This is a genomic window from Nocardia sichangensis (assembly GCF_047200615.1).
GTDB classification, from domain to species: Bacteria; Actinomycetota; Actinomycetes; order Mycobacteriales; family Mycobacteriaceae; genus Nocardia; species Nocardia sichangensis.
The window spans coordinates 20,836-46,423 of the sequence record NZ_JBJZOK010000041.1; the positions used below are offsets into that span (position 1 = coordinate 20,836).

The window sequence follows — 25,588 nt, forward strand, 5'->3', positions numbered from 1 at the left end:
CGCAGTTCATGGGTTTGATCGATATCTGGCATATCGTCCGGCGGCGGTGGATGCTGATCGCCGCCATCGCGCTGACCGTCACGGTGGCCGGCGTCTGGTACGCCTCCTCCCGCGCCGTGACGTACGTGGCCAGCAGCACGATGTACGTCTCGATGGCCACCGGCACCTCGGTCAACGACTCCTACCAGGGCGGTCTGGCGGCCCAGCAGCGCGTGCGGTCCTATCTCGAACTGGCCACCAGCGCCGCGGTCGCGGAGCGGGTCGTCCACGACCAAGGGCTGACGGAATCGCCGGACGAGTTCCGCGGGCGGATCACCGCCTCGTCGCCGCCCGCAAGCACGATCCTGGAGATCGCGGTCTCCGCGCCCACCGCGCAGCGGGCGCGTGATCTCACCGACGCCACGGTCGCCCAATTCCGGGCTCTAATCGACAGTCTCGAATCCATCGAATCAGGCGCTGCTCCCGCCGCCCGCGTCTCGGTCGTCGACCGTGCCCGGTTACCGGCCGCTCCGGCAGGCCCCGGCACGAGCCGGTTCGTCGCCATGGGTTTGTTCGGTGGACTGCTGCTCGGCTTCGCGGCCGCATTTCTGCGCGAACGCACCGACCGGCGTATTCGCACCAGTAGCAACCTCGCCGAGGTCGCGCCGGTCCCGGTGGTCGCCGCCTTCGACCACGGAGAATCCACCTCCGAGGCGGCCCGGCGACTGCGTAATCACCTGCGGGGCGCCCAGATCATCGAATGCACCAGCCTCACCGACCGATCACTATCAAAGGTGGCGAACACCCTGGCGCTGGCCTTCGCCGATGCCGGTCATCCGGTGATCCTCGTCGACGCCGACACCTCCGGCGACGGAAGCTCCGGCACGGTGCCCGGTCCAGGCCTCACGACGCTGCTGCGCGGCGGTGTACCGCTGGACCGGGCGATCACCGAGGACTGGGGCGGGACCGGGGTCGCGGTGCTGCCGATCGGGCACATCGAGCCGGATACGTCCGACCTGATCGCCTCGGAACACTTCGCCCATCTCATCGCCGATCTGCGCGAGCGCTATTACCGCGTGATCATCGAGACCGCACCGGTCAGTCGTGCCGCCGACGCGGTCGCCGTCGCGCCGTTGTCCGATGCCATTCTCGGCGTCGCCGATCTCGGCAGACTCACCGAACCGCGGCTGCGTACCGCCCTGACCGCGTTCGGCACGTCCGGGCCGACCGGCGTGGTCGGCTACCACGCGCCCGGATCGGCGGCGGACCGACTGGTGGGATGGTTGAGGGTATGAGCGACGACATTCTCCGGCGGCGCCGCTTGCTCGCCGCGACTTTGGGTGCGGCGGCGGTACTTCCGATCACCGCCGCCTGCACCACAGCCGAGCCGGACGACCCGCAGTTCCGGTCGCCGACCACCGATGCGCCCGCGGCACGTAACGTCCGGGACTTCGGAGCCGTCGGAGACGGTATCGCCGACGACACCAAGGCTTTGGCCGCAGCCGTGGCCAAGGACCCGGACGAGCCGCTGGTGCTCTACCTGCCCGCCGGGCACTACCGGGTCGAGTCGATGCCTGATCTGCCGGACTACGCCACGATTCTCGGTGACGGCGCCGACGTCACCACGATCGTCTACGCGGGCGAGGGCACTCTGGTGCGGCTGCGCAAGCGCAGCCGGGTCCGTTTCGCCAGGCTGGGCATCTACACGACAGGTCCCGGCTCGACGGCGGTCGACCTGTCGGAATGCTTTCGCTGCTCCTTCGACGCGGTGGTACTGCGCGGCAACCACCTCAGCGACAACCATCCGCGGTACCTGACCCAGCGCGGAGTCGTGTTGCGCGACAACACCGGCGGCACCGCCTTCATCAACTGCGACATCAACAATTTCGGGATCGGACTGACCACATCCTGTATCCAGAACTACGTCACCTCCTCGAAGTTCACCAGTAATCACACCGGCGTCCTCGGCACCGGCAACGACCACAACGCCGGGCTGGCGCTCACCAACGTCGAATTCGTCTCCGACCAGAACCCGCTCACCACCCACCGGCACCTGCGGGTCGACGGCGCCGCCAACGACTGGTGGCTGACCAACGTGTGGTTCGAAGGAGCCGACGTCGCCGTGTCGGTCGGCGAGAACGGGCGCGGCGGGCCCGCGCAGTTCGGCATGGTCAACGCGAAGGTCGCGGCCCGTTCGGTCGGGCTGGAACTGAACTACTGCCGACAGCCGTATCTGGCGAACGTGATCTTCGACGCGGAGTCGCAGCCGCCGGGCATCCCGGTGCGCGTGGATCCGGTCGGCTGTCCGGAAGGCACTGCGCTCGGATTGATCTCGGGGATCACCGACGACATTCCCGTCGAGACGTTTCCGGGCGGCTGGAATGTCATCGGCCGCAAGGGCATGCGCACTCCGCGGTTCACCGGCACCGTGGTATCCCAAGCGGGGCCGCACGGCGCGGACGTGTTCCAGGCACAGAGCAGCGACGGCGCCGTCCGCGCCGCGGTGACCGCCGACGGAACCTGGGTCTGCGAGCACGCCGACAACGGTCCAGTGCTCAAGGCGCCCGACGGCGGCTACTGGCGGCTCACGGTCTCCGACGACGGAAAGCTGGGCACGGTCGCGCTCGGCAGGAAGCGTCCCGGCGGATGACCCGACGCCAGTACCGCCGTATCGAAGCGCAGCCGACCATCACCGGTCCACTCGGAACGCCGGTGCGGTTGCGGCCGCCGCGCTTCGACGATTTCGCTGAGTGGCGGCGGATCCGGCTCCGTGACCGCGCGATCATGGAGCCCTACTGGGTCAGCTCGGAGCAGGACTGGCCCGACCGCCACACCGCACGCCACTGGGTGCGGGAATGCCTGGACAACTGGGCCGAGGCACGCGCCGTGCGGCGGGTGAGCATGGTCATCGAGGTGGCCGGGCGGTTCGCCGGACAGATCGAACTGGCCTCGATCGATACGGCGGCGGGCAGCGCCGAACTCGGCATCTGGATCAGCTCCGCCGTCGCGCGCGGCGGTATCGGCGCTCTTGCCTTGACCATGATGACGGACTTCGGTTTCGACAGTCTCGGCCTCATGCGAATCACCGCACCGATCGCACCCGGCAACATCGCCGCGGCCAAGGCCGCGGCCACGGCGGGCCTGCGGTACGAAGCCCGGATGACCACCTATTTCGATGCCGGTGGCGCACGCCGCGACCACGAGCTGTGGGCGGTGACCCGCCCCGATCGGCCCGACCTCGGCTTCACCGCCGTCTACCTGGCCCGGCAGCGCCTCCACCCGATGACGACGCAACTGCCCGCCGCCCCCGCTGTCCCGCACGGGCCGCCCCGCGTGAGCATCGCAGCCGCGCGTCTGCGGTACCAGCTTTCCCGATTGCGCCGGGTGTTCAGGTGGTTGCGGGGCAGCGCCGCCGTCGCCCTCTCCGACTCCGATGACCGCGGCGGGGTGCTGGTGCGGTCACGCCGTGTCGCCGATTTCCGGCAGCGCCGCGCGGCCCGTATCCGCAACCGGGCGACGCTGGCACGCGATCCGCACATGTCACCCGCCGCGTGGCTGCGCCGACATTCCCTGCGCCACTGGCTGGCCGAACTCGCCGAAGCCAGGGCAGGCCTGCGTTCCGGGCCTGGGCTGACGCTGACGATTCTCGACGACGGCCGCTTCGTCGGGGAAGCCCGGCTGCACGGGCTGGACATGTTCGATCGCAATATCCGGCTCAGCGTCTGGACCGACGCGTCGGCTCGCCCGGAAACCCGCGCGAGCGTGCTCCGCCTACTGGTGCGCCATGCGACCGAACGGCTCGAGATTCTCCGCGTCGCCATCGCGATCCCCGTGTCCGACGTCGCCGCAGCGGCTGCGGTCGCCGCGGCCGGGTTCGCCGAGGAAGGGCGGATGCGCGGGCACCTCGATGTCTTCGGACCTCGCGGCGATCACGACCTCTGGGCGTACAGTCATCCGGCCCGCACGGCTGTCCCGGATGACGCGCCGGTCCGTGGGGAGCCGGTCCCGTGACTTCGGCGACCGGGCGCGCCCCGGCGCAGGACCACAGCACCTCCGGCCGGTCCCGCGACCTCCTCGACGCCGGAGCGTATCCCCGTCCGACACTTCACCGGCACCGCTCTGCTGTACCGGCTTCCGCCGGTATCCTGCCCGCACCGCATACGGAGCACCAGATGACTCTGCCCCCCGACCTCCCACCGCACCACGGGTTCGCCCGCAGCAATGCGCTGCAGCGTCGGCTGCACGAGCTGGTGCCGGGCGGCGCGCACACCTACGCCCGCGGAGCCGATCAATACCCGGAGCAGATGGCGCCGATATTGGTGCGCGGCAACGGATGCCGAGTCTGGGATGCCGACGGCAACCAGTACGTCGAATACGGGATGGGACTGCGTTCGGTCACCCTCGGCCATGCTTGTGCACCGGTTCTCGACGCCGTGACGACCACGATCGCCGACGGAGTGAACTTCAGCAGGCCGACCGAACTGGAACTGCTCGCGGCCGAGGACTTCCTGGACCTGGTCCCCGGTGCGGACATGGTCAAGTTCGCCAAGAACGGCTCCGATGCCACCACCGCCGCCGTCCGGCTGGCCAGGGCCGTGTCCGGTCGCCAGCGGATCGCCGTCTGCGAACAGCCGTTCTTCTCGGTCGACGACTGGTTCATCGCGACGACACCGATGTCGGCGGGCATCCCCGCTCAGGTCGGCGCCGAAACCGTCCGGTTTCCCTACAACGACGTCGACGCCCTCGCCGCGGTCCTGGCGGGCGACACCGTGGCCGCGGTCGTCATGGAGCCGGCCACCGCGACCGCGGAACCCGAGCCCGGCTATCTCCAAGCCGTGCGCGCCCTGTGCGATCGGCACGGCACCCTGCTGGTGTTCGACGAGATGATCACCGGATTTCGCTGGGCCGCAGGTGGCGCACAGTCCGTCTACGGCGTAACTCCCGACCTGTCCTGCTGGGGCAAGGCCATGGGTAACGGATTCCCCATATCGGCGCTCGCCGGACGGCGCGAGTACCTGGAACGGGGCGGTCTGCGCACCGACGCCGACCGCGTGTTTCTGCTGTCCACCACGCACGGGCCGGAAACCAGTGGGCTGGCGGCCTTCCGCGCGGTCGCCGCGGCCTACCGGACCGGCGATCCGATCGCTCGAATGGAAGCGGCCGGCGCCGCACTGGCGACCGGGTTCACCGCGCTGGTAACCGAACTCGGGATCGGCGACCACCTCCGGGTCCGCGGTCGCTCCTCCTGCCTGATCTTCGAAACCCTCGATTCCCACGGGAACCCATGCCAGGCGTTCCGCACGTTGTTCCTGCAAGAACTGCTGCAACGCGGAGTACTCGGGCAATCCTTCGTCACCTCGGCGGCACACGACCACGACGCGATCGCCGCCACCCTGTCGGCTTGCGCGGCCGCGGCCCAGGTGTACCGGACCGCCCTCGAACGCGGCACCGTCGATGGACTGCTGCGCGGACGATCGGTCGCTCCCGCGATTCGACGCACCGCCGCGCCGCGGCAGATCGAAACGAGCACATCTCGATGACCACACCCCGCATCGCCATCGTCCACGAACGGTTCACCGAATTCGGCGGATCCGAAGCCGTCGTGGGCGAATTCGCCCGCACCTGGCCCGGTGCGGACATCTACGCCCCGATCGTCACGCCGGACGGAATCCGCCTGCCCGTCCGGCATGTCCACGACACCTGGCTCTCTCGCGCCCACACGGTGACCCGCGGTCGGCACGCCCCTCTGCTGCCGTTCGTCCCCCGTTCCCTGCGTCGTATGCCGTTGCGGGGCTATGACGCCGTGGTCGTCAGCCACCACTCGTTCGCCACTCAGGCCGCGTTGGCCACCGACGCGCCCGTGATCGCCTATGTGCACAGCCCCGCGCGATGGGCCTGGGATCGAGAGTTCCGCATCCGCGAAGCCGGCGGACGGACCGGCCAGTTCGCCCTCGGCGCCCTGGGCGCACTGGCCCGCCGCACCGAACTGCGAGCCGCGCCGCGCCTGACCCAGGTGATCGCCAACTCGACCGCCGTCGCCGACCGGATCCGCGACTGGTGGGGCCTGACCGCCACCGTGATCAATCCCCCCGTCGATGTCGACCGTTTCACCCCCGATCCCACACGTGCCCGGGAGGACTTCTTTCTCTGCGCCGGTCGCCTCGTTCCCTACAAACGCGCTGATCTCGCCATACGAGCCGCGCAACTCGCCGGCGTGCGGCTGGTCGTGCTGGGCGCCGGACGTTTCCGGCCTCAGCTCGAAGCCCTCGCCGGACCCGAGACAACTTTTCTGGGCGCCACCTCTACCGACGTCCTGCGGGACATGTACCAACGCTGCCGCGCCCTGCTCATGCCCGGCGTGGAAGACTTCGGCATCGTCCCGGTCGAAGCCATGGCCTGCGGTACCCCGGTGATCGCCATCGGCGCGGGCGGCGCGCTCGACACGGTACGACCGGGCACGACCGGCGAACACATCGCTCCGGGCGCCGATCCCGACGTCGTCACCCGCCTGGCCGCGGCGATGGCCGACTTCGACGCCGCCCGCTACGACCCGCGCATCGTCCGCGCCCACGCGGAAACGTTCGCACCAACCGCGTTTCGGGCACGGATGGCCGCGTGCGTCGCTCAGTAAGCGGCCGCCCAGCGAAGTGCCGAACGCTGTTTGCTCGGCGAGCGTGATCTGCCTGGCCGCATGGTCGAGCGCGTCTGCTCACTCGTCGAGCCGGTCGTAGCAACGGCTGCCGTGACGTATCACAGGTTCTCCGGGATGGGAACGGATGCGCAGGGGGGCAACGTGTTCCGGGTCGATGATGGTCGGTATGGGCGGCATCGTCGACTTCGTTCGGGCCAGGCGCATCAGTGTGCATCCAGCTGTAGAGCGTCGGTGACCCGTGCGGGTGCTGTTGACGGCGAGTGGGTCGCGCGGCGACAGCGAGCCGATGTTGGGGCTCGCGCTGTGGTTGCGGGAATTCGGAGCGCGGGTGCGGGTGTGCGCGCCACCGGATATCGCCCCGCGTTGCGCTGACCTGGGGGTGCCGATAGTGCCGCTGGGGCCGCTGAAGGCCGGTTCCCGAGCCGGGAGACCGTCGCGGGCTGAGCTGTCGCGATTTGTGACGGACTGGCCCAGAATCCAATTCGACACGATCGCCACAGCGGCCGCAGGATGCGACGTTGTGGTCGCGGCCGGCGTGACCCAGGTCGCGGCCCGGTCCGTCGCCGAGAAGCTCGGCATCCACTACCAGTATGTGAGCTACCAGCCGACCAGTCTGCCCTCGCCACATCACCCGCCGATGCCGTTGCCGGGCGATCGACCCGCGCCCGAGGCGATCGCGAACCAGTTGCTGTGGGAAATCGACAGCCACGGTTGGAACGCACAGTTCGGCAACGCGCTCGATACCGGCCGGGCGGCGCTCGGGCTAGGGCCGGTCACCGACGTACGCGACCACGTCATCACCGAGAGTCCGTGGCTGGCCGCGGACCCGGTGCTGGGTCCATGGCCGCAATCGCCGCAACTGAACGTGATACAGACGGGTGCCTGGATCGTGCCCGACGAACGCGCCTTGCCCACCGACTTGTCGGCGTTCCTGGACGCGGGCACACCCCCGGTGTATGTCGGGTTCGGCAGTATGCCGATGCGCGGCGGAATCGCCCGGGCGGCAATCGAGGCGATCCGCGCCCACGACCGCCGCGTCCTCCTTTCCAGTGGCTGGGCCGAGCTGGCCCTGATCGATGACCTGCCCGACTGCATGGCCATCGACGAGGTCAACCATCAAGCGCTGTTCGGCCGGGTCGCCGCCGTCATCCACCACGGCGGCGCGGGCACGACGACCGCCGCCGCCCGGGCGGGCGTCCCGCAAGTGGTGGTACCCCAGATGATGGACCAGCCGTACTGGGCACGCAGGGTGGTCGACCTCGGCATCGGAGCGGCGTGTGCGGAAGCCGACCCCAGCGCAGCCGCATTGTCCGCCGCTCTCGACATCGCATTGGCGTCTACCACCCGAGCGCGCGCGAACGAAGTGGGCGGCATGATCCGCTCGGACGGGGCGGCGGTGGCTGCGAAACTGCTGATCGATTCGATCAGTTGAGAATCCGCCCGCAGTTGGCGGCACCCCGCTGTGATCAGCCTAGGTACGGCTGTGTTCGACCCTCGAAGTGGTGTCGCAAACGGAGGCGGACGGGTACGAGGTAGCCCGGTGGCGACGGGTCGCTCGTCGCCGTACCGGGCTTCAGATCACGGCCGGTCGTACTCGCCGTTGATCACGTGCGCTGTGAAGCTGTCCCATGCGCCGGGTGTAAACACCAGTGCCGCTCCGGTCGGACTCTTGGAGTCCCGCACGCCGACTATGCCGCCTTCCAGGTGCGCGACCTCGACGCAGTCGTCCCTGCCGCCGCTGTGGCTGCTTTTGAACCAGCGTGCCCCGGGTAGGTCCATGCTCATGGCGCGTACTCCTTTGCCACCCGCCGTAGCAGGTGCTTGCTTTCGGTGCGATCCAACGCTACCCGCTGAATCTTCTGGAATGCGTTGCGATAACGGCGCACGCTGTCCGGCCTTTCGAGGTGAATACTGCCCGCGTAACTCTCGATATATACGACAGGGGGCTCGAGAGCTTTGCCTGCGCTGTCGGTACCGAAATCGAGGATCGTGAACGGCCCAGCCGTCGTACCCACTGGGTAGCCTGCGGCGTCGGGCAGCACTCTCACCGACACGTTCGGCGGCAAGTCGGCAAGGTGGCGGCACAGTCTCGCCATTACCCGGGGTCCGTGGACCACTCGCCGAAGCACTCCTTCGTCGATCACGAGGTCGACGTCGAGGGGGGAGACTGTGCGCAGTATGAGGTTCTGGCGCTCGCGTCGTATGCGCAGTCGCCGCTCACGTTCTTCGGGCAAATCTTCTACGAAGTACACCCGGTCCAAAGCCTCGGCATACTCGCGTGTCTGGAACAAGCCGGACACGATGTCCGGCCGATAGATGGTCACCGATTCGGCCGCAGACTCCAAGCCTAGATATACGCCGAAACTGGGCGCTACCTGGTCGGTGTACTCGTCCCACCAACTCTGCTCCATACGTTGAGCAGCGAGAGCTTTCAGCTCACTCGCGCGCTCGGGCTGCCGATAGAGCCGACACAAGCTGTCGATGTCGGAATCGGAGATCTTGTTCGCGTGGCCCGTCTCGAGCCGTTGCAAGGTCCCGGAGCCACGACCGATCGCCTTCGCGGCCATCAGGATCGACAGGCCGGATTCCAGGCGCATCGCTCGTAAGACGCGGCCCAGCTGCCGATGCGGCACGCCCGGAGTTCGCCCCATGGATGGCGACGACACGGTGTTGCGCGGTGAATTCCCCCTGGTGAGTGGCTTGACCACTGCTGCGTTCCCCTTCTGGTAGATGGCAAGCACTGCATTCGCGGGTGGCCCCACCCCCGAGCTGTGGATGACGCTACTGTCGCGTCACGGGTGCCACCGAACAGCAAGTATGGGTGGTCACCTGGGAAAACGAAGCAGTTTTCGCGAATCGTTCATTGGATCACCCATGCATGGTGTGGGACTGCTGTGCTGCGCGTGTGCTCGTAGGGCTGGCCGCATTTCGCGGGTCGGTGGAACCCGGAGCTCGTCAACCGTCTTTCGATGTGCGAGAAGGGGCTACAGATGGAAACGCGCGGAGATACACCGTTGTCGCGATGCTTGTTCTATCGGCAGGAGTGCGGTCTGCCCGCTGTGGTCGACCCGCCGGAACTCGGGCGGATCGTCATGCGAGCGGGGTCAGTGTGGGCGATGACGATGCCTATTCGCCTGGGGCAGGCGGTGAAGGCGCACATGCACAACAGAAGCGTCCCGTTGGGACCGATTGTGGGACATCCGCGTTCGGGGCGCTGGACCTTCCTCATCCAGCCTGATCTGCCCGATGACGTGCGGTTGTTCGCCGAACTGTTCCGGCTGGACGTGGCGGTCGCGCGGACGGGAGCGACGATCGCGCTGCCTTCGCCAACCGCTGCGGTAGGCGCGATCCGGCACTGGATAGTGCCGCCGCGCACCGCCTTCCGCCCGTCAGGCAGGTTCGTAGTCGAAGCCGTCCGGGCGTGGGCGGACCAGATGCCGCGTACTCGGCGCAGGTCGGGGACAACTCATGTCGGATGACGAATTGCGCACGAGGCGGTTCCTCCGCGTCGATGAGTCGCGGTTCCAGCGCGCACATGACAACCCACACTGGCCGGTATCCAGTCCCGCGAATGCCAGAAAGGCGCTGGAACTGCACTACGAATGCGACTACTCATCGTGCGCGACGCTCGTCGCGGCGGTGATAGCCAGCCGCGAGGACTACCGATACTTCCGCCGCACCGAAACGAACGCAGCCGGAGTCGTGAGCGAGTGCGCGACGTCCACACCGGGACCAGGTGCGTGATGTGTGGCGATTCATCCATGAACCCATCGAACGACGTTCACGTGAGCGTATTCCTACACGGACTGCGAATGGATTTCGCCGCATGCGCCACGGCGGCGATGACCTTCGCGCGGGAATGGCGGCACACCCATTACCCCGACGCGGTGGAGATCCTCCCGGACGGCGCACACGGCCTGCCCCGCCTCCCTTGTGAACGCTTGTATTGCGATCGTTCGCGCCCCGCTAGCGGAAACGAGTGAGCGCGAGCCGGTGAGATCAGCTGACGTAGCGCATCATTTCGACAGCTTGGGTCATGTCGTAGCGCTTCTCGAGAATGTTCAGCAACTCATCGATCGATTGGGGCGGGTTGCGGTAACGGCGGCTCAGGCTCGTCAATGCGCGAAGTGCTGTCTCGGGAGCAGTCGAGACTGTGTTTGCCGCGAACAGCGCTGGTTCGATCACCTGGATATGCCTGGGCACCCGCGTATCCGGGAAATCCTTCACGTTGCTGGTGATGATCGCGCCCGCCCCACCGACCAGGGCGGCGGCGAGCACGTGCTCGTCGTCGGGATCGGGAAGCCCGAAGGTTCCCTCATGGGGTTCCCAGTTCCGCACCACGGCATCATCGAACGCTGCTCGCATCGTTTCGACGAGCCGCCGTGCCCGCCGCTCGGCGTCGCCTTGAACCTCGCCCTGCTCAACAAGTTTGGCGGTTTCGGTGTACTCGACCTCTTCGAGGATCCGGTCCGACCATAGCGGCCGGTACAAGCTCTCCACGGCGAGCGACAGCAGGAAGTCCCGCTGCAAGCTGGGATAGAGCACACAGGTGTCGAGCACTACCGCGAACACACGGTGATTCTCTCAGCTCTGCGCTCGTCGCCGCGCCGCCACAGCACGGCGTGCCTCCTTCAGCCGCGCTCGCACCGCGTCGGGATCGTCCTCGGCGTCGATATCGACGGTGCTCGCTGCGATCGCCTCGTACTGCCGTACCTTGCGCGCTTCCTGGTACTCCAGTACGTCGTCCAGCCGCAGACGGTGACGGGAACCGATGCGCTCGGCGGGCAGTTCACCGCGCTCGATCAGCTTGATGACCGTCGGCCGACTGACGCCCAGCAGGTCGGCTGCTTGCTGCGAGGTCAGTGTCATGCTGCGCGGCGCGACAGTCACGGCTTTACCCGCCTGCATCGCCGTGACCACCTGCACCAGTGCCTCGTGTACTTCGGGTGGGAGCTCTATCCGATCGCTTTCACTCGCGCCGACCAGTGCATAGCGCACTGAGGGCCCCGCACCCTGCGAGATGGCGTGCGCGATCAGGAAATCCAGCAGCGAAGGCAATGTTTCAGTGTGTTCCGGCACGAACGTCCGCGCTTCGATCGCCGTGGTCATGTCTGCGCCTCCATTCGCACATCCAACGAAAATTCCGCAAGATGTTTCGAATCTTTCGAATAAGCATCGCACGGCTTCCGTGCGATGTCGAGAGAGGCGATGGACACAGCTCGGCAACGCTCGTACTGCCGCCGTGTTCGGTGCCGCCTCGATCAACGGAAGCGGGTGAGTGCGCGGCACGGGGAGGGGGCGGGTACCTCACCTCGGAGGAACGACGTCGGCGGCACGCCCATCAGGCTGCGGAAATCGGCTGTCATGTGGGACTGGTCGTAGTAGCCGGTGCCTGCCGCGAGGTCGGCCCACGGTGTGTCTTCGGCTCGGGACAAGACGCGCCGGACGCGGTCGATGCGGGCGAAGTGTTTCGGGGAGACGCCGATTCCGGTGGTGAACAGGTTGCGGAGCTGACGTTCGCTGACGGAGAGGCGTGTGGCGAGTTCCGGGACGGGGAGCGGGTGGGCGGCGGCGATGGTGGCTACGGCGGTGGCGAGCAGTCGGCGGTGGGCGCGCTGGGCCGGATCGTCGGGGATGCGGCGCGGCAGTTCGTTCTCCAGGTACGGCACGACCTCGTCGTGCTCGAGTTCGATCAGCTCGGCGGCGAGGTGCGCGACCGGGCCGGGTAGGTCGTCCAGTCGCGCTACGCGATCGGTGAGGTCCGCCGCAGGGACTCCGAGCAGGGCGGGGACGGCACCGGGCGCGAGTCGAAGGCGCACGCAACCTGCGGGTTTGCTCGCGCGCGAGTAGCTGGCCTTCGTCTGCGGGCCGACGACGAGCGCGGCGCGGGTGGCTCCGGCATCTCCGTGTTCGGCGCGCAGCACGATCGTGGTGGCCGTCTGCGGAATGTGCGCGAACGGCTCGGAGAGGTCGAGCACGGTGGGGATGCGGCCGAGTTCGACCAGCCACGGCCGCAGCGACTCCGGTGCGGGTTCGGACGTCTCGACCAGATCGGCGGTCACGACGCGCGGCAGGGTGATCACCGGATCCACTGTAGGCAGTCGCTGCCGCGCCAGGTGTGCCGGAATTTCCTAGAGACCTGCGCGAACGCCCGGCACGGTGGTCCACATGATCGTGATCACGGGTGCGACCGGCACCATCGGCAGTGAAATCGTCCGGCAGCTGAGCGAGCGGGGGATATCGGTCCGGGCCGTCACCCGAAACCCGGACCGGGCGGAGGTGCCCGCCGGGGTAGAAGTGGTGCGCGGCGATTACACCGACCTCGCGTCCATGGCGAAGGCGATGGCCGGTGCGGAGGCCGCGTTCGTCGTCGGCGTGCTGGGCCCGGAATATGTGGAGGCCGACCGGGCACTCATCGCCACCGCGCGGGACGCGAAAGTTGCCAGGATCGTCAAACTTTCCGCCATCGGCACCGGAGATGCCGGACTCGGCCGGGTCGGAACCTGGCATTTGCCCGGTGAGCAAGCCGCACGCGAGAGCGGAGTCGACTGGACTATTCTGCGCCCCAGCGCTTTTGCCTCCAACACCCTGAGCTGGGCCGCCGCGATTCATGCCGGGCAGCCGGTGCCGAATATGACCGGCTCCGCCGCACAGGGTGTGATCGATCCTCGTGACGTCGCCGGTGTCGCCGCCGAAGCGCTGGTTTCCGCCGAGCACGCGGGCCGGATCTACACCCTCACCGGGCCAGAATTGCTCACCACGCACGATTTGGCCGCCACTTTGGCTACCGTGACCGGCCGAACGGTGGAGGTTGCCGACATTCCGGAAACCGAAGCGCGGCGACACATGCTCGCGTCCGGAATGTCCGCCGAATTCGCGGACGGTGCGCTTGCGGGGCAAGCCTATGTGCGTGCGGGACACAACGCGATCGTCACCGACGACGTGCGGCGGATACTCGGGCGGGCGCGAACTTTCGCCGAATGGGCTGCCGACAATGTGCGGGCATTCGATGCCGCGATGCGCACGTCATAGGGTATATGTGATTGGCCTCACATCGAATTGCCGAACGCTGCCTGCTCGGCAAGGGTGACATGACTGGCCGCGTGGTCAGTGCGTATACACGAAAAGGGGATTCGGATGCGTCGACGGGTCATGACGGTCTTGGTCGCGCTCGTAGCGGGAGGTTCGGCAGCGGCGTTCGGCGGGGCGAGTGCCTCGGCGGTCGCGGTGAATCCGTTCCCCGGTGGCACGGAGGTCTACTTCGACAACGGTGAATCCGCGGCGATCGCGAACCTGAACCTCGGACCGGTGCTGAGCCAGGTGGCCGTCGCATGGTCGCCCGGAGCGAAAGCGCTTCTCGGCGAAGGGATCACCGAGCACGCCCAATGGGCCGCCGAAACCCCGACCGGCGGGGTGTCGATCGAGGTCTACGGGGCATTCATCCAACCGTCGCTGGTCACGGTCACCACGCTGCGCGGCTGAGCTTTTTTCGTTTCGGAATTCGGTGTGCCAGAGGTATGCTCGCCCATGGCGTTATGCGCATGAGACCTCCTGGCGGATGCCCGGACGGGACGACACCACGTGTGCCGTCCCGTCCGGTGTTTCATCATCGTGCTCGGTTGCCCGCGGTTTCCGGGAACGCGTCCTGAGCGGCCATTTCCTCGGCGATCGCCGTCGCGAAGGCGTCCACGCCGGCTTCGGTGGTGTCGAACGAGCACATCCAACGGACCTCGCCGGTGCGCTCGTCCCAGGTGTGGAAGCGGAAGCGTTTCCGCAGCCGCTCGGCGACCTCCCGGGGCAGTATGGCGAAGACGGTGTTGGCCTGCACCGGCCGTACGATCTCGACGCCGGGGACCCGGGCGACGGCCGTGGCCAGCCGGGCCGCCATCGCGTTGGCGTGCCGCGCGTTGCGTAGCCACAGGTCACCTTCCAGCAGCGCGACGAACTGCGCCGACACGTACCGCATCTTGGAGGCCAGCTGCAACGCGGCCTTGCGCAGGTACTGCACGCCGCGCACCGCGTCCGGGTCGAGCACCACGATCGCCTCACCGAGCATCAGGCCGTTCTTGGTGCCGCCGAACGACAGCACGTCCACCCCGGCGTCAGTGGTGAACGCGCGCGGCGGCAGGTCGAGCGCGGCGGCCGCGTTGGCCAGCCGGGCGCCGTCCACGTGCAGCAGCATGCCGCGCTCACGCGCCAGCGCGCCGATCGCCGCGATCTCACCGGGCGTGTAGAGGGTGCCGAGTTCGGTGCTCTGGGTGATGGAGACGACCTTGGGCTGGGCGTGGTGCTGATCGCCGAAGCCCCATGCGTACCGGTCGAGCAACTCCGGCGTCAGCTTGCCGTCCGGAGTGGGCACCGGGATCACTTTCAGCCCGGCCACCTTCTCGGGTGCGCCGCACTCGTCCAGGTGGATGTGCGCGGACTCCGGGCAGATCACGGCGCTCCACCGGTCGCACATCGCCTGCAACCCGACCACGTTCGCGCCGCTGCCGTTGAAGACCGGATAGACCTCGGCACGCTCGCCGAAATGCCCTTTGATCAGCTCGCGTAGCCGGGCGGTGTGGACGTCCGCGCCGTAGGCCGGCTGGTGGCCCTCGTTGGCAGCGGCGAGCGCCGCCATGATCTCCGGGTGCACGGAGGCGTTGTTGTCGCTGGCGAATCCGCGGAGCGGCTCGCTCTCGGTAGCGTTGTCGCTCACCGGTCCTCCGGTTCCGTGTTATCGGGCTGTCGAGCGGAAGCCGCGCAACCGCAGGCTGTTGCTGACGACGAAGACCGAGGAGAACGCCATCGCGGCGCCCGCGAGCATCGGGTTCAGCAATCCCGCCATGGCCAGCGGGATCGCGGCCACGTTGTAGGCGAAGGCCCAGAACAGGTTGCCTTTGATCGTCGTGAGGGTGCGGCGGGACAGGCGGATCGCGTCCGCCGCCGCCCGCAGGTCGCCGCGGACCAAGGTCAGATCGCCCGCCTCGATGGCCACGTCGGTGCCGGTGCCCATGGCCAGGCCCAGGTCGGCCTGGGCCAGTGCCGCGGCGTCGTTCACACCGTCGCCGACCATCGCGACCACTTTGCCCTCGGCCTGCAACCGCTTGACGGTGTCGACCTTGTCCTGCGGCAGCACCTCCGCGATCACCTCATCGATACCGACTTGCGCGGCGATCGCGTCGGCGGCGGCCCGGTTGTCGCCGGTCAGCATGATCGGGGTGAGCCCGAGGGCGCGCAGCTGGGAAATCGCCTCGGCCGAGGTGGGTTTCACCGCGTCGGCCACCACGAGCACGCCGCGCGCCTCGCCGTCCCAGCCGACCGCGACGGCGGTCTTTCCTTCGGCTTCGGCCGCGCGCATCGCCCGGGTCAGGTCGTCGTCGAGATGCTGTGACCAGTCGGCGAGCAGCCGCGCGCGGCCGACGACCACCGCGTGCCCGTCAATCGTGCCCTGCACGCCCAGGCCCTCGACGTTCGCGAAATCCTCGACCGGCTTCAGCTCACCCACCCGCTCGCGGGCGCCCTTGGCGATGGCCTGGGCGATCGGGTGCTCGGAGGAATCCTCCAGCGCCCCGGCCAGTTCCAGAATCCGTTCGACCTGCTCACCCTCGGCCGCGAAGACATCGAGCAGCGTCATCTTGCCCGCGGTGACGGTGCCGGTCTTGTCCAGCACGATCGTGTCCACCCGCCGGGTCGACTCCAGCACCTCGGGACCCTTGATCAGGATGCCCAGCTGCGCGCCGCGTCCCGTGCCGACCATCAGCGCGGTCGGCGTGGCCAGTCCGAGCGCGCACGGGCAGGCGATGATCAGCACTGCCACCGCGGCGGTGAACGCCGCGGCCACCGAACCGCCGGTGCCGAGCCAGAATCCGAGCGTCGCGACCGACAGCGCGATGACGATCGGCACGAAGATTCCGGAGATCCGGTCGGCCAGCCGTTGCGCCTGCGCCTTACCGGTCTGCGCGTCCTCGACGAGCTTCGCCATCTGCGCCAGCTGCGTGTCGGAACCGATCCTGATGGCGCGCACCACGATCCGGCCGCCCACGTTGACGGTCGCGCCGACCACGGCGTCATCCGTGCCGACCTCCACCGGCACCGACTCACCGGTGAGCATCGAGGCGTCGACGGCCGAGGAACCTTCCACCACGACGCCGTCGGTGGCGATCTTCTCGCCCGGCCGCACCACGAACCGGTCGCCGACCGTCAGCTGCTCCACCGGAATGCGCAGCTCGGTTCCGTTGCGCAGAACCGAGACCTCCTTGGCCCCCAGCTCGAGCAGGGCACGCAGCGCCGCACCCGCCCGCCGTTTGGCGCGCGCCTCGAAGAAGCGTCCGGCCAGGATGAACGTGGTGACTCCCGCCGCGGCCTCCAGGTAGATGCTGCCGGTGCCGTCCATCCGGGAGATGGTGAACTCGAACGGGTGCGTCATGCCCGGCCTGCCCGCGGTGCCCCAGAACAAGGCGTACAGCGACCAGCCCAGTGCGGCCAGCGTTCCCATCGAGATCAGGGTGTCCATGGTCGCGGCGCCGTGGCGCAGATTGGTCCACGCCGCGCGGTGGAACGGCAGCGCGCCCCACACCACGACCGGCGCGGCCAAGGTCAGTGACAGCCACTGCCAGTTGGTGAACTGCAAGGCCGGGATCATCGCCATGGCGATCACCGGCACCGACAGCGCCACGGAGATCAGCAGGCGGGTGCGCAGGCTCGCCGCGGGATCTTCCTCGGCGGCGATTTCTTGTGGCTTCGGGGGCTCGGGCAGGGCGGCGGTGTAGCCCGCTTGTTCGACGGTGGCGATCAGGTCGTCGGGCGAGACGTCACCGGTGACGTCCACCCGGGCCTTCTCGGTGGCGTAGTTCACGGTCGCGGTGACGCCGTCGAGCTTGTTGAGTTTCTTCTCGATCCGGGCGGCGCAGGACGCGCAGGTCATTCCACCGATCACGAGTTCGACCTGCCCGGAGGGCTGCGGTTGTGTCGCGGTGGTCATCGTGGGTGCTCCGTTCTGTGCGGCGGTCGGCGGGTCAGTGCACGTGGCCGTCCGGCGCCTGCTGCTGACCAGTGTGTTCGTTGTGGCTCGAGGCGTCTACGGCGGGGGTACCCGGCGCGACGGCCAAGGTGAATTCGGCGGTGCGGACCACGCCCTCGTGCTGGAAGTCGAGGAACAGGCGGTAGTCGCCCGCGCTCGGCGCCGTGACGGCGAAGGTGATGCCGGGTCCGGCCGCGGTCACGCCGTCGCCGGGGTGGCCTTCCGGATGGACGTGCAGATAGCCCAGGTCGGCGGCGCGCAGGGCCACCAGATGCCCGTAAGCGCCGAGGTAGGGCTGTAGGTCGGTCACCGGCTTGCCCGCGCGGCTCACCGACAGCGTCACCTTGGAAGCCCGGCCGGGAACTACGGTGCCGTCCAGCGTCACGATGTAGTCGCCGACGTTGGTGGTGGAGGTCGCCGCGGGCAGCTGCTGTGGGTCGTAGACGCCCGCCACCAGCAGGTCCGCGCCGAGTGTCAGGTTCTCGCCGCCCTGCGGAGTGAAGTCGGCGAACACGCGATAGTCACCGGCGCGGCTGAGGTCGAGTGGGACGCTCCAGGTCCCGTCGGCGCCGAGCACCGGGTGGACGTGCTGGAAGGCGGCCATATCACGGCGCACGACGATCAGGTGCAGATCCTTCTCGTGGCTGCGCACGTAGCGGGTGACGGGCTTTCCGTCCCGGTCGAGGATGGTGAAGCGCAGCGGTACGTTCGCCGCGGCGGTGGCTCGGGTGGTGTCCAGCCGCAAGGTGTAGCCGCGGTCGGTCGCCATCATTCCTCCAGGTAGTGCGTGGTCCTCGCCTTGGGCGGCGCCGTGTGCGTTCGAGTCGTGGGCGGCGGGTTCGGTGGGCTCCGGCCCGATGGTCGCACCGGCCGCGAGTGCGATCCCGAAGACCGCGGCGAGGCCGAGGGCGAAACCGCCGAATTTGATGGTCGCGTTCATCGGAGTACTCCGTCCGTCAGCCTGCGACCGCGTAGCCGGCGCGAACCACCGCCGCGGTGAGTTCGGCGCGTTCGATCGGGGTCGCGCTATCTACGGTCACCAGCCCGTCGGCGAGGTCGACGGCCACCGACTCGACGCCGGAGATGCGGCCGATCTCGGTGCGGACCGATGCGGCGCAGCCGCCGCAGGTCATGCCGGTGACGGTCACGGTGGTGGTGCTCATGGTCGGTGTCCTCCTGCTGGTTCGTCTGCTTCTCGAGTTTTACCCTACCCCCCTAGGGTATCTACACGTCAAGTCCGGAGCAGACGAAAGCCCGGCCCGCGACGAGTCGCGGACCGGGCTGTGCGGGTCGGGATCAGCGGTAGGTCACCAGCGCGACGGCGGGTGCCGAGACCACTTGCACATCGGCCGAGTCCGATACCTTGACGTGCAGGAATCCGCCCTCGATCGCGATGTGGACGTCATCGACGGTGCGTGCGGCCCGGCCCTCACGGTCCACCAGGGAGTAACCCTCGACCAGGACAACCTTGCTCGCGGGCCGCCATTTCGCTTCCATTGCCGTGCCTTTCGTCGGTGCCGCGGGCGGGAAGTCGAGTTCCGGCTCGGCGACATGGTTGAAGTAGTTGGACAAGACGTTCAGTGCGACATGGCCGACGATCTCGCTCAGTTCGGCGTCGCTGACGCCACGGGCGCGCGCCGAGGCGAGCGCGGCGTCGTCGAGCCGGCCGCGGGAGCGGAGCACGTCACGGGCGACGCGCAGGATCGCGTCGGCGTGCGGGTCGTCGGCGCGCGCCGCGCGGGTGTCGACGATCGCCTGCTCGGTGAAACCCATCCGGTCGGCGCGCATGGTGTGCGCGGCGGTGCAGTAGTCGCAGCCGTTCTCGCTGGCGACCAGAAGGGCGAGTTGCTCGCGCACCCGGGCGGAGAGCTTTCCCTTGGTCAGCGCGTCGCGCAGGTTCAGGTATCCGCGCAGGGTGGCGGGGCTGTTCGCCATGGCGGCGTAGAGATTCGGGACCCGGCCCAACTGGCGCTGTACCTCGGCGAGCAGATCGGCCTGCTCGGCGTCGGCGGAGTCGGTGGACACAAGGGGCAGGCGGGACATCGAAGCCTCCAGCTCGGACAAGATGGTACCGATCGGTTCCGAATCGAGACGGTACCGATTGTTTCCGTATTGGTCAAGTCGAATGGTACTGATCAGTTCCGTTCTGCTACCGTGGCGTTATGCCAACCCGGGCCAAGCAACGTTTGCTCACCACGGCGGAAGAACTGTTCTATGCCGAAGGCATTCGTGCCGTAGGCATCGATCGCCTGCTCCAGGAGTCCGGCGTCGGCCGGGCTTCCTTCTATCGCCACTTCGCGAGCAAGGACGACTTGGTCGTCGCTGTGCTGGAGGATCGCGACCGCCGGTGGCTGGACTGGTTGCGCGAATCGGTCGAACAGACCGTCGACCCCGACGCCCGCCCGCTCGCGGTCTTCGACGCTCTGGCCGAACGGTTCGCCCGCAACGACTTTCGCGGCTGCGCGTTCATCAACACCATGGTCGAGGTGGCCGATCGCGAGAGTGCTGCCCATCAGGTCGCCGATCGGCACAAGCGCCGCGTGATCGAGTACTTGAACGAACTGCTCACCGAAGCGGGGCGATCCGACGCTGAGGTGCTGGCCGCCGAACTCGCGCTGCTGGTCGACGGAGCGATCGTCACCGCGGTCCGTGAGGGAACTCCGGAGGCGGCCCATCGTGCGCGCACGATCGCGGAGCGTTTGCTCGCGACGCGGTGAGAGTTGGCGTACTACCGCCGATTTGCATGCGGGGTCTACTCGCTCGCGGTGATCGGGCCCGTGGCGTGTACCCGCTTCTTGGCTACGGACCTGTTTGCTTCATGAACTCGTCGCGAGACGGTCGGCGTTGTGACGAAGCGCCACCCGGATCGCTGAGCGGCGCCCGGGGTAGTCATCGCGGACCCGTCGCTGTCGGCGTCGTGGCGACTGCGGCCGTTGGGCGAGCTCACCGGCGTGCCACCCGGTGGAGTCGTCGCCGGACCGCCTTGGTCGCGCAGCGGTCCGAATGCCCGGTGCGGGTAGTGCGGTCGTGGGTATGCGCGCCGGGGGGCCGCCCCGGCTGACTTATCGCGGGGCGGCACCTGCTTGGATCAGGCGGAGTGCAGATTACGTGCCGTGGGTGAGGTCTCGGTCGTGGCCGGGTCGGGGTAGGTGCCGAAGAGGCGGTCGGCGGTGCCGGAACTGGTGACCGTGAACCAGTAGTGCTCGTTCTTGTAGTGGTGGTGGCGATGGTTGCGCCAAACCGCCCGGTAGAGCGAACCTTTCGGCTTGTAATCGGTGTGGATCAGGTAGTGCGTCCACTCGTAGCCCAGGCCGAGCAGGGTGATGGTGATCAGAAAGGTCAGGCCGAGGCCCGAACGGGGAAAGGCGAAGGCCGCCAGCGCGATCAACACCACGACCAGCACCGCCAGCGTTTTCGTCGGGATGAAGATCAGCGGGATGTCGCGCGGATCCACGTGATGCTCCCGGTGCTTGCGGGCCAGTTCGCTGTCGAGTGCGATCGGGCCGAGCCGCCGTGGCCGCCAATGCAACACCGTGACGTGCACGATCCACTCGAACACCGGGAACACCGCCAGCATCACGGCGGGGACCAGCAGGTCGGTGAGCTGCCAATCGCCGACGACGACGCGAGCGATCAGCGCGCCCACCAGCGTGGTCCCGATCATCCACGGCGAGGGGTGCCGGAGGAATTCTTCGAATGCCTGGCCGAGGGTGAGTCCGCGCCGCAGCGCCCGCTCATCCCTGCGTACCCGCGCCCGTGCGTCCGTGTCGATCGAAGCCTGTTCGGATGCTTTCGGTTTGGTCATGATCGTTCCTAGCTGTGCGTGACCGGCGGTCCGCCGAGGACCTCGATCAGGACGGTGGTCGCCGGCTCGAGCAGCGCCCGAGCAGTGCCGGCGGCCTTCTGCGGCCGGCCCGCGGCGATGGCGGCGGCCAGTTCGCGGTATGCCTCGACGTTGCCCACCTCGGCGGACATGATCGGGGCCAGCGCCGCGAGCGCCGGTTCATAGGCGGCGCGCAACATGTTGAACATCAGCCGGAACACGATCGAGTCGGCCGCGTCCACGACGTGATCCCAGAACTCCATCGCATGCCGTTGCTGTGCGATCGGATCCTGTTCGGCGGCAAGCGCTTCGAGGGAAGCCTCCAGCAGGGGACGAACCTCGCCCGCGCCGATCGCGCCGACCCGGCGCGCGGCCAGCTCCGCCACCTTCGGCCCGTTGTGCAAGCGGGCCTCCAGAATGCTGCGTGCGACCGCGGGGTCCAGTTCCCCGGCCTGCACCAGCAGCCTGGGCAGAACCTCGAGCCCCGCGCCGCGCCGATAGTCCAGCACGGTCGTCGCGTCTCCCTGGCGCACCGACACCAGCCCGGCCGCGGCCAGCCGCTGCAAGGCTTCCCGCACCGCGGGCCGGGACACCCCGAGCGCCTCCGCCAACTGCCGCTCACTGGGCAAGGTCGCCCCGGGAGCCAGCTCACCGCTGAGCACGTCCGCGGCGATCTGCTCGAACACGTCCGCCGACACCGATCGCTTGACCACAGGTTGCAACGCCATGCGTCTACTGTGCGCCTCAGTGGTCAGGAGGACAAGTGGTCAGACCAATTTGCCGTAACTTTAATCGGTGGCCCACCCGCCTCCCGGCGAGCTAGCATCGCTTGTTCATATTCGAGGTGGAGACCACGCCGAGGAGGTGGGGCGGGATGACCGCGCCGAAGCCCGCCGTCACGCACGACGCCCGGACTGTCCATTCGTCCCGGGTCCCGGTCTGATCCTTTTCGTCCGGCGTTTGTGCCGAGCCCTTGGGCTCCTGTGACGGTGGTGCTGTGTCCGCGACCGGGCCCGGCCATCATGAACACGGAGAATCCGAGTTGAGTTCCACCATCGATTGGCGCGTGCGCGCCGAAACCGACGCTGATATCCCCGCGATCCACGAGATCAACGTCGCGGCCTTCGAGCGAGCCGAGGAGGCCGAGCTGGTCGACGCACTGCGCGACGACCCGGCATGGATCGACGGCCTGTCGATCGTCAGCACGCTGCCGGACGGCACGCCGGTCGGCTTCGCGCTGCTGACTCGCTGCCACGTGGACACCACGCCCGCGCTGTGCCTGGGCCCGTGCGCGGTGTTGCCCGGCTACCAGAAAACCGGCGCCGGTTCCGCCGCGATCCGAGCCGGGCTCGCGGCTGCCGCGCAGATGAACGAGCTTTTCGTCATCGTGCTCGGTCATCCGATGTACTACCCGCGCTTCGGCTTCGGCCGGGCGTCCGAGTACGGCATCGGCCTGAGTATCGAGGTGCCGGATGAGGCGTTGATGGCGCTGACGCTGGACCCGGCGCACTCGCCACCGCGCGGCACGGTTCGCTACGCCGCGCCGTTCGGCATCGACTAGTACTGTCGGCCTGATCGTACCGGCGGTGGGCGTCGCAGGATTCGTCCCACCGCCGGTCTCGAGCACGGTGGTCTATCGGTGATCGTCGATGCGCGCCATGCACAACCTCACTCTCGCGACGCGGGCGTGCGGTCGCACAGACGGACGGCCTCACGTGCACTCCTACGAATGCGAACAATCGGCGCTGCGGTGCTCGTGGTCGGGCGGTCAGGTGGGGTCGGAGCCCTGCACGGCGGAGAGCCAGATCGTGCAGGCGGCGGCAATTGTGGTGGCGGCCAGAAAGACCGAGAAGCCGCCACCGTCGAGGTAGACCCACAGGAGGGCGGCGATGGGGGCGGCGACAGTGGATTGGGAGTCGAGCAGGAGGCGGCGCCGCAGGCGGGTGGCCTTCGCGACGTGGGCGGGTGCGCCGGGGTCGGGGCGGCTGGGGTTGTCGATGAGACGGCCGGGCGGTTCGACGTCGCGCATGCGGCCGGACGGGTAGAGGCGTCGTCCCGCGACGTGAATCGTGCGGTCGGTGAGTTCCCCTTCGGTTTCGGTGAGGTTGACCAGCGCAGGATCGAAGTACACCGGAACCCACCGCGGGCGACCTGTGCCGCCCACCTCCAACCACGACCGGCCGACCAAGCGATGCTGCTGACGGATGCGGGCAACCCGAACGGTCGGCGCGGTGGACGGACGACGGAATCGGAGTATGCCGAATGCGAGGGCGAGCCGATATCCGGTGTACCCGCAGACGCCGAGCGCGACGGCAGCGATCGCCGCCACCTGATCCAGAGTGCCGAACGGCGCCCAAGCGGCACAGACCGCGAGGGCGCCGATCGTCACGGTGATCGGATAGGCCAGCGGATGGCCCGGTCCGGAACTCACTTCAAGAAGCCGACTTTCGTGTAGTCGTAGGACGCCAGGCCGGGTGCGCCATAGTTGGCCAAGTCGGCGCGCACCGCGAGATTGCCCGCGGACTGCATCAGGGGCAGCGAGTGACCTTCCTCGAACACCTTGCGGTCGACCTGGTTCGCCAGTTCCCTGGCCTTGTTCGGGTCGAGTTCGGATACCGTCTGCTCGATCAGCGCGTTCAGTTCCGGTGATCCGATGCGACCGTAGTTGCCCTGCAGATCGTTCGGGTTGTATCCGTAGATCTGGTTGATGCTGCCGAGCGGGAACGGGTCACCCACCCAGGTCCACTGGGCCACGTCGAAGTTGCCCGGCTGGATCACCTCGGTGAAAAAGCCCTTGCCCGGCTTGGTTTCGATGTTCAGCTTGACCCCGATCGACGCCAGGTTCTGCTGGATGATCTGCGCTATCTGCACCCAGGTGTCCTCCTGGTACATGACGTCGCGGATCTCGAGTTTGCGGCCGTCCTTTTCCCGGACATCGCCGTTGAGCTTCCAGCCCAGGTCGTCGAGTTCCTTCGCCGCGGCGGCGGGATCGAAGCCGAGGCTGTTGTCCTGGTAACCCGCCTGGCCCTGGATGTACACGTGGTTGTTCAGCGGCTTCGGGTGCTCCACCAGGCCGTTCTGGATGGCGGTGACGATGCCCTGCCGGTCGATGGCCTTCGAGATCGCAACGCGCAGTTTCGGATCCGCGAGGATGGAGCCGGGGGCGCCGTTGAAGGTGAAGTGGTTCCAGCTGTTGCCCGGTGCGCGCCGGATGGCGATACCCGGCGTGTTTCGCGCCGTGCGCAGCTCGTCGCGGGTGCCGAGGCCCACCGCGTCGATCTCGTTGTTCTGCAACGCGGGCAGCTGCGCGGAGGAGTCGAGCACGCTGAAGGTGATCGTGTCGAGTTTGGGTGTGTCACCCCACCACTTGGGGTTGCGGCCGAGCACGATACGTCCCTGTGCCCTATCGGTGGACTGCACGAGGAACGGCCCCGCGGTCAGCGTGATGCCGTCGACCAAACCCTTGTTGAACGCCGCGGGAGTGGCCGTGACGGACTTCGGGAACAGGAATGTATTGCCCGCGAACTGCCCGCGCCATTCGGCGTAGTGCTGCTTGAACGTAATGATCGCCTGCCGGTCGTCGACGCCGCGCTCGACCTTCTCGACCCGGTCGAACCCACTGTTGTTGGCGATCAGGAACGACTTGTCGGCGCCGCTGAGCGCGTTCGCCTGGGACTGGATGTCCTCCCAGGTGATCGGGGTGCCGTCGGACCACACCGCCTTGGGATTGATGGTGTAGGTGACCTGCTGCGGATCGGTCTTGGTGAGCTGTACGTCGGTGAAGTAGTCGGTGTTGACCGAGAGCTCGCCCGCCGCGTTGGTGCGGAACGCGCGCGGAAGCATCGGCCGTTCGATGGCGCCGGTCTCGGCGTCGTTGCCATCGTTGGACAAGGCGTTCCAATTGGCGGGCAACGTCGAAATCGCCAGCCGGAGGTTGCCGCCTTCGCGCAGCTCGCTGACATCGTGCGGGTTGATGTCGTTGGTGGTGCCGAGTTCGGCAGCCGAGCCTGCGGGCGCGCCCTCGTCGTCCGAGCTACACCCGGAGGCCACCAACCCGATCGCGACGGCGGCTATCGCCAGTCGTGTCGTCAGTGAACGAATCCGCATGGTTCGCTCCTTCCCGCAGCGC

Annotated in this window: 25 protein-coding genes; 11 read left to right on the top strand and 14 right to left on the bottom strand. The window is 68.0% G+C overall.

The window, feature by feature from the left end:
- Positions 1-8: 8 nt before the first annotated feature.
- The 6 genes from ACL03I_RS35440 to ACL03I_RS35465 all read left to right on the top strand — a co-directional run bounded on the left by ACL03I_RS35440 (position 9) and on the right by ACL03I_RS35465 (position 8,063).
- A complete protein-coding gene (locus tag ACL03I_RS35440; RefSeq protein ID WP_412808138.1) occupies positions 9-1,274 on the top strand; it encodes a Wzz/FepE/Etk N-terminal domain-containing protein in 1,266 nt (421 codons plus the stop codon).
- A complete protein-coding gene (locus ACL03I_RS35445; protein WP_356963310.1) occupies positions 1,271-2,629 on the top strand; it encodes a glycosyl hydrolase family 28-related protein in 1,359 nt (452 codons plus the stop codon). The genes ACL03I_RS35440 and ACL03I_RS35445 overlap by 4 nt, the downstream gene beginning before the upstream one ends.
- Positions 2,626-3,990, top strand: a complete 1,365-nt coding sequence (locus tag ACL03I_RS35450; protein ID WP_412808139.1) for a GNAT family N-acetyltransferase — start codon at positions 2,626-2,628, stop codon at positions 3,988-3,990. The genes ACL03I_RS35445 and ACL03I_RS35450 overlap by 4 nt, the downstream gene beginning before the upstream one ends.
- Before the next feature lie 161 nt (positions 3,991-4,151).
- The gene (locus tag ACL03I_RS35455) at positions 4,152-5,519 is read left to right on the top strand and encodes a glutamate-1-semialdehyde 2,1-aminomutase (RefSeq protein WP_412808140.1); all 1,368 of its coding nucleotides are present in this window, start codon (positions 4,152-4,154) and stop codon (positions 5,517-5,519) included.
- The gene (locus ACL03I_RS35460; protein WP_355073231.1) at positions 5,516-6,610 is read left to right on the top strand and encodes a glycosyltransferase; all 1,095 of its coding nucleotides are present in this window, start codon (positions 5,516-5,518) and stop codon (positions 6,608-6,610) included. The genes ACL03I_RS35455 and ACL03I_RS35460 overlap by 4 nt, the downstream gene beginning before the upstream one ends.
- Positions 6,611-6,869: 259 nt before the next feature.
- On the top strand, positions 6,870-8,063 hold the full coding sequence (locus ACL03I_RS35465) for a glycosyltransferase (protein WP_412808141.1): 1,194 nt from the start codon (positions 6,870-6,872) through the stop codon (positions 8,061-8,063).
- Positions 8,064-8,209: 146 nt separating this feature from the next.
- Here ACL03I_RS35465 and ACL03I_RS35470 read toward each other — a convergent pair whose 3' ends face one another.
- Together ACL03I_RS35470 and ACL03I_RS35475 are read right to left on the bottom strand one after the other, a co-directional pair.
- A complete protein-coding gene (locus tag ACL03I_RS35470; protein WP_412808142.1) occupies positions 8,210-8,416 on the bottom strand; it encodes a DUF397 domain-containing protein in 207 nt (68 codons plus the stop codon).
- A complete protein-coding gene (locus ACL03I_RS35475) occupies positions 8,413-9,339 on the bottom strand; it encodes a helix-turn-helix domain-containing protein (RefSeq protein ID WP_412808143.1) in 927 nt (308 codons plus the stop codon). The genes ACL03I_RS35470 and ACL03I_RS35475 overlap by 4 nt, the downstream gene beginning before the upstream one ends.
- Positions 9,340-9,621: 282 nt before the next feature.
- On the opposite strand from ACL03I_RS35475, the gene ACL03I_RS35480 reads away from it, so the two are divergent.
- On the top strand, positions 9,622-10,110 hold the full coding sequence (locus ACL03I_RS35480) for a DNA-directed RNA polymerase subunit beta (RefSeq protein WP_412808144.1): 489 nt from the start codon (positions 9,622-9,624) through the stop codon (positions 10,108-10,110).
- Between the two features lie 520 nt (positions 10,111-10,630).
- On the opposite strand, the gene ACL03I_RS35485 is transcribed toward ACL03I_RS35480, so the two are convergent.
- From ACL03I_RS35485 to ACL03I_RS35495, 3 genes are all read right to left on the bottom strand, one after another.
- Positions 10,631-11,203 (bottom strand): PIN domain-containing protein, encoded by a 573-nt coding sequence (locus ACL03I_RS35485; RefSeq protein ID WP_355073227.1) that lies wholly within the window; start codon positions 11,201-11,203, stop codon positions 10,631-10,633.
- A 12-nt stretch (positions 11,204-11,215) separates the two neighbouring features.
- Positions 11,216-11,740, bottom strand: coding sequence for a helix-turn-helix domain-containing protein (locus ACL03I_RS35490; RefSeq protein ID WP_355073225.1), 525 nt, complete (start codon positions 11,738-11,740; stop codon positions 11,216-11,218).
- A 152-nt stretch (positions 11,741-11,892) separates the two neighbouring features.
- A complete protein-coding gene (locus tag ACL03I_RS35495; protein WP_412808145.1) occupies positions 11,893-12,714 on the bottom strand; it encodes a helix-turn-helix domain-containing protein in 822 nt (273 codons plus the stop codon).
- An 85-nt stretch (positions 12,715-12,799) separates the two neighbouring features.
- Between ACL03I_RS35495 and ACL03I_RS35500 the strand changes: the two genes are divergently transcribed.
- Both ACL03I_RS35500 and ACL03I_RS35505 read left to right on the top strand, forming a co-directional pair.
- Positions 12,800-13,663 (top strand): SDR family NAD(P)-dependent oxidoreductase, encoded by an 864-nt coding sequence (locus ACL03I_RS35500; RefSeq protein WP_412808146.1) that lies wholly within the window; start codon positions 12,800-12,802, stop codon positions 13,661-13,663.
- A gap of 105 nt (positions 13,664-13,768) precedes the next feature.
- Positions 13,769-14,113 carry a hypothetical protein gene (locus ACL03I_RS35505; RefSeq protein ID WP_355073219.1) on the top strand — a complete coding sequence of 115 codons (345 nt, stop codon included), beginning with the start codon at positions 13,769-13,771 and terminating at the stop codon, positions 14,111-14,113.
- Positions 14,114-14,237: 124 nt separating this feature from the next.
- Here the strand turns inward: ACL03I_RS35505 and ACL03I_RS35510 are convergent, their stop codons facing one another.
- From ACL03I_RS35510 to ACL03I_RS35530, 5 genes are all read right to left on the bottom strand, one after another.
- Positions 14,238-15,332, bottom strand: coding sequence for a threonine aldolase family protein (locus tag ACL03I_RS35510; RefSeq protein WP_412808147.1), 1,095 nt, complete (start codon positions 15,330-15,332; stop codon positions 14,238-14,240).
- Between the two features lie 18 nt (positions 15,333-15,350).
- The gene (locus tag ACL03I_RS35515; RefSeq protein WP_412808148.1) at positions 15,351-17,597 is read right to left on the bottom strand and encodes a heavy metal translocating P-type ATPase; all 2,247 of its coding nucleotides are present in this window, start codon (positions 17,595-17,597) and stop codon (positions 15,351-15,353) included.
- 34 nt (positions 17,598-17,631) lie between these two features.
- Positions 17,632-18,576 carry a hypothetical protein gene (locus tag ACL03I_RS35520; protein WP_412808149.1) on the bottom strand — a complete coding sequence of 315 codons (945 nt, stop codon included), beginning with the start codon at positions 18,574-18,576 and terminating at the stop codon, positions 17,632-17,634.
- Positions 18,577-18,592: 16 nt separating this feature from the next.
- Positions 18,593-18,799, bottom strand: a complete 207-nt coding sequence (locus ACL03I_RS35525) for a heavy-metal-associated domain-containing protein (RefSeq protein WP_412808150.1) — start codon at positions 18,797-18,799, stop codon at positions 18,593-18,595.
- Between the two features lie 133 nt (positions 18,800-18,932).
- A complete protein-coding gene (locus tag ACL03I_RS35530) occupies positions 18,933-19,679 on the bottom strand; it encodes a carboxymuconolactone decarboxylase family protein (protein WP_364432840.1) in 747 nt (248 codons plus the stop codon).
- Between the two features lie 119 nt (positions 19,680-19,798).
- On the opposite strand from ACL03I_RS35530, the gene ACL03I_RS35535 reads away from it, so the two are divergent.
- On the top strand, positions 19,799-20,353 hold the full coding sequence (locus ACL03I_RS35535; protein WP_412808151.1) for a TetR/AcrR family transcriptional regulator: 555 nt from the start codon (positions 19,799-19,801) through the stop codon (positions 20,351-20,353).
- A 371-nt stretch (positions 20,354-20,724) separates the two neighbouring features.
- Here ACL03I_RS35535 and ACL03I_RS35540 read toward each other — a convergent pair whose 3' ends face one another.
- Both ACL03I_RS35540 and ACL03I_RS35545 read right to left on the bottom strand, forming a co-directional pair.
- Positions 20,725-21,441 (bottom strand): sterol desaturase family protein, encoded by a 717-nt coding sequence (locus ACL03I_RS35540; protein ID WP_412808152.1) that lies wholly within the window; start codon positions 21,439-21,441, stop codon positions 20,725-20,727.
- An 8-nt stretch (positions 21,442-21,449) separates the two neighbouring features.
- Positions 21,450-22,187 carry a FadR/GntR family transcriptional regulator gene (locus tag ACL03I_RS35545; RefSeq protein WP_412808153.1) on the bottom strand — a complete coding sequence of 246 codons (738 nt, stop codon included), beginning with the start codon at positions 22,185-22,187 and terminating at the stop codon, positions 21,450-21,452.
- Positions 22,188-22,501: 314 nt separating this feature from the next.
- Between ACL03I_RS35545 and ACL03I_RS35550 the strand changes: the two genes are divergently transcribed.
- The gene (locus ACL03I_RS35550) at positions 22,502-23,020 is read left to right on the top strand and encodes a GNAT family N-acetyltransferase (protein ID WP_412808154.1); all 519 of its coding nucleotides are present in this window, start codon (positions 22,502-22,504) and stop codon (positions 23,018-23,020) included.
- 207 nt (positions 23,021-23,227) lie between these two features.
- Here the strand turns inward: ACL03I_RS35550 and ACL03I_RS35555 are convergent, their stop codons facing one another.
- Positions 23,228-23,890, bottom strand: a complete 663-nt coding sequence (locus tag ACL03I_RS35555) for a hypothetical protein (protein WP_412808155.1) — start codon at positions 23,888-23,890, stop codon at positions 23,228-23,230.
- Entirely contained in the window at positions 23,887-25,566 is a 1,680-nt protein-coding gene (locus ACL03I_RS35560) for an ABC transporter family substrate-binding protein (RefSeq protein WP_397076996.1), read from the bottom strand. The genes ACL03I_RS35555 and ACL03I_RS35560 overlap by 4 nt, the downstream gene beginning before the upstream one ends.
- Between the last annotated feature and the right edge of the window lie 22 nt (positions 25,567-25,588).

What these genes read in the sequence shown, in the direction of transcription:
- ACL03I_RS35460 (WP_355073231.1), top strand. Translation starts at nt 5,516, where the DNA reads ATGACCACACCCCGCATCGCCATCGTCCACGAACGGTTCACCGAATTC.
- ACL03I_RS35560 (WP_397076996.1), bottom strand. Translation starts at nt 25,566, where the DNA reads ATGCGGATTCGTTCACTGACGACACGACTGGCGATAGCCGCCGTCGCG.
- ACL03I_RS35470 (WP_412808142.1), bottom strand. Translation starts at nt 8,416, where the DNA reads ATGAGCATGGACCTACCCGGGGCACGCTGGTTCAAAAGCAGCCACAGC.
- ACL03I_RS35535 (WP_412808151.1), top strand. Translation starts at nt 19,799, where the DNA reads ATGCCAACCCGGGCCAAGCAACGTTTGCTCACCACGGCGGAAGAACTG.
- ACL03I_RS35445 (WP_356963310.1), top strand. Translation starts at nt 1,271, where the DNA reads ATGAGCGACGACATTCTCCGGCGGCGCCGCTTGCTCGCCGCGACTTTG.
- ACL03I_RS35490 (WP_355073225.1), bottom strand. Translation starts at nt 11,740, where the DNA reads ATGACCACGGCGATCGAAGCGCGGACGTTCGTGCCGGAACACACTGAA.
- ACL03I_RS35530 (WP_364432840.1), bottom strand. Translation starts at nt 19,679, where the DNA reads ATGTCCCGCCTGCCCCTTGTGTCCACCGACTCCGCCGACGCCGAGCAG.
- ACL03I_RS35500 (WP_412808146.1), top strand. Translation starts at nt 12,800, where the DNA reads ATGATCGTGATCACGGGTGCGACCGGCACCATCGGCAGTGAAATCGTC.
- ACL03I_RS35450 (WP_412808139.1), top strand. Translation starts at nt 2,626, where the DNA reads ATGACCCGACGCCAGTACCGCCGTATCGAAGCGCAGCCGACCATCACC.
- ACL03I_RS35540 (WP_412808152.1), bottom strand. Translation starts at nt 21,441, where the DNA reads ATGACCAAACCGAAAGCATCCGAACAGGCTTCGATCGACACGGACGCA.
- ACL03I_RS35515 (WP_412808148.1), bottom strand. Translation starts at nt 17,597, where the DNA reads ATGACCACCGCGACACAACCGCAGCCCTCCGGGCAGGTCGAACTCGTG.
- ACL03I_RS35505 (WP_355073219.1), top strand. Translation starts at nt 13,769, where the DNA reads ATGCGTCGACGGGTCATGACGGTCTTGGTCGCGCTCGTAGCGGGAGGT.
- ACL03I_RS35520 (WP_412808149.1), bottom strand. Translation starts at nt 18,576, where the DNA reads ATGAACGCGACCATCAAATTCGGCGGTTTCGCCCTCGGCCTCGCCGCG.
- ACL03I_RS35480 (WP_412808144.1), top strand. Translation starts at nt 9,622, where the DNA reads ATGGAAACGCGCGGAGATACACCGTTGTCGCGATGCTTGTTCTATCGG.
- ACL03I_RS35455 (WP_412808140.1), top strand. Translation starts at nt 4,152, where the DNA reads ATGACTCTGCCCCCCGACCTCCCACCGCACCACGGGTTCGCCCGCAGC.
- ACL03I_RS35545 (WP_412808153.1), bottom strand. Translation starts at nt 22,187, where the DNA reads ATGGCGTTGCAACCTGTGGTCAAGCGATCGGTGTCGGCGGACGTGTTC.
- ACL03I_RS35440 (WP_412808138.1), top strand. Translation starts at nt 9, where the DNA reads ATGGGTTTGATCGATATCTGGCATATCGTCCGGCGGCGGTGGATGCTG.
- ACL03I_RS35525 (WP_412808150.1), bottom strand. Translation starts at nt 18,799, where the DNA reads ATGAGCACCACCACCGTGACCGTCACCGGCATGACCTGCGGCGGCTGC.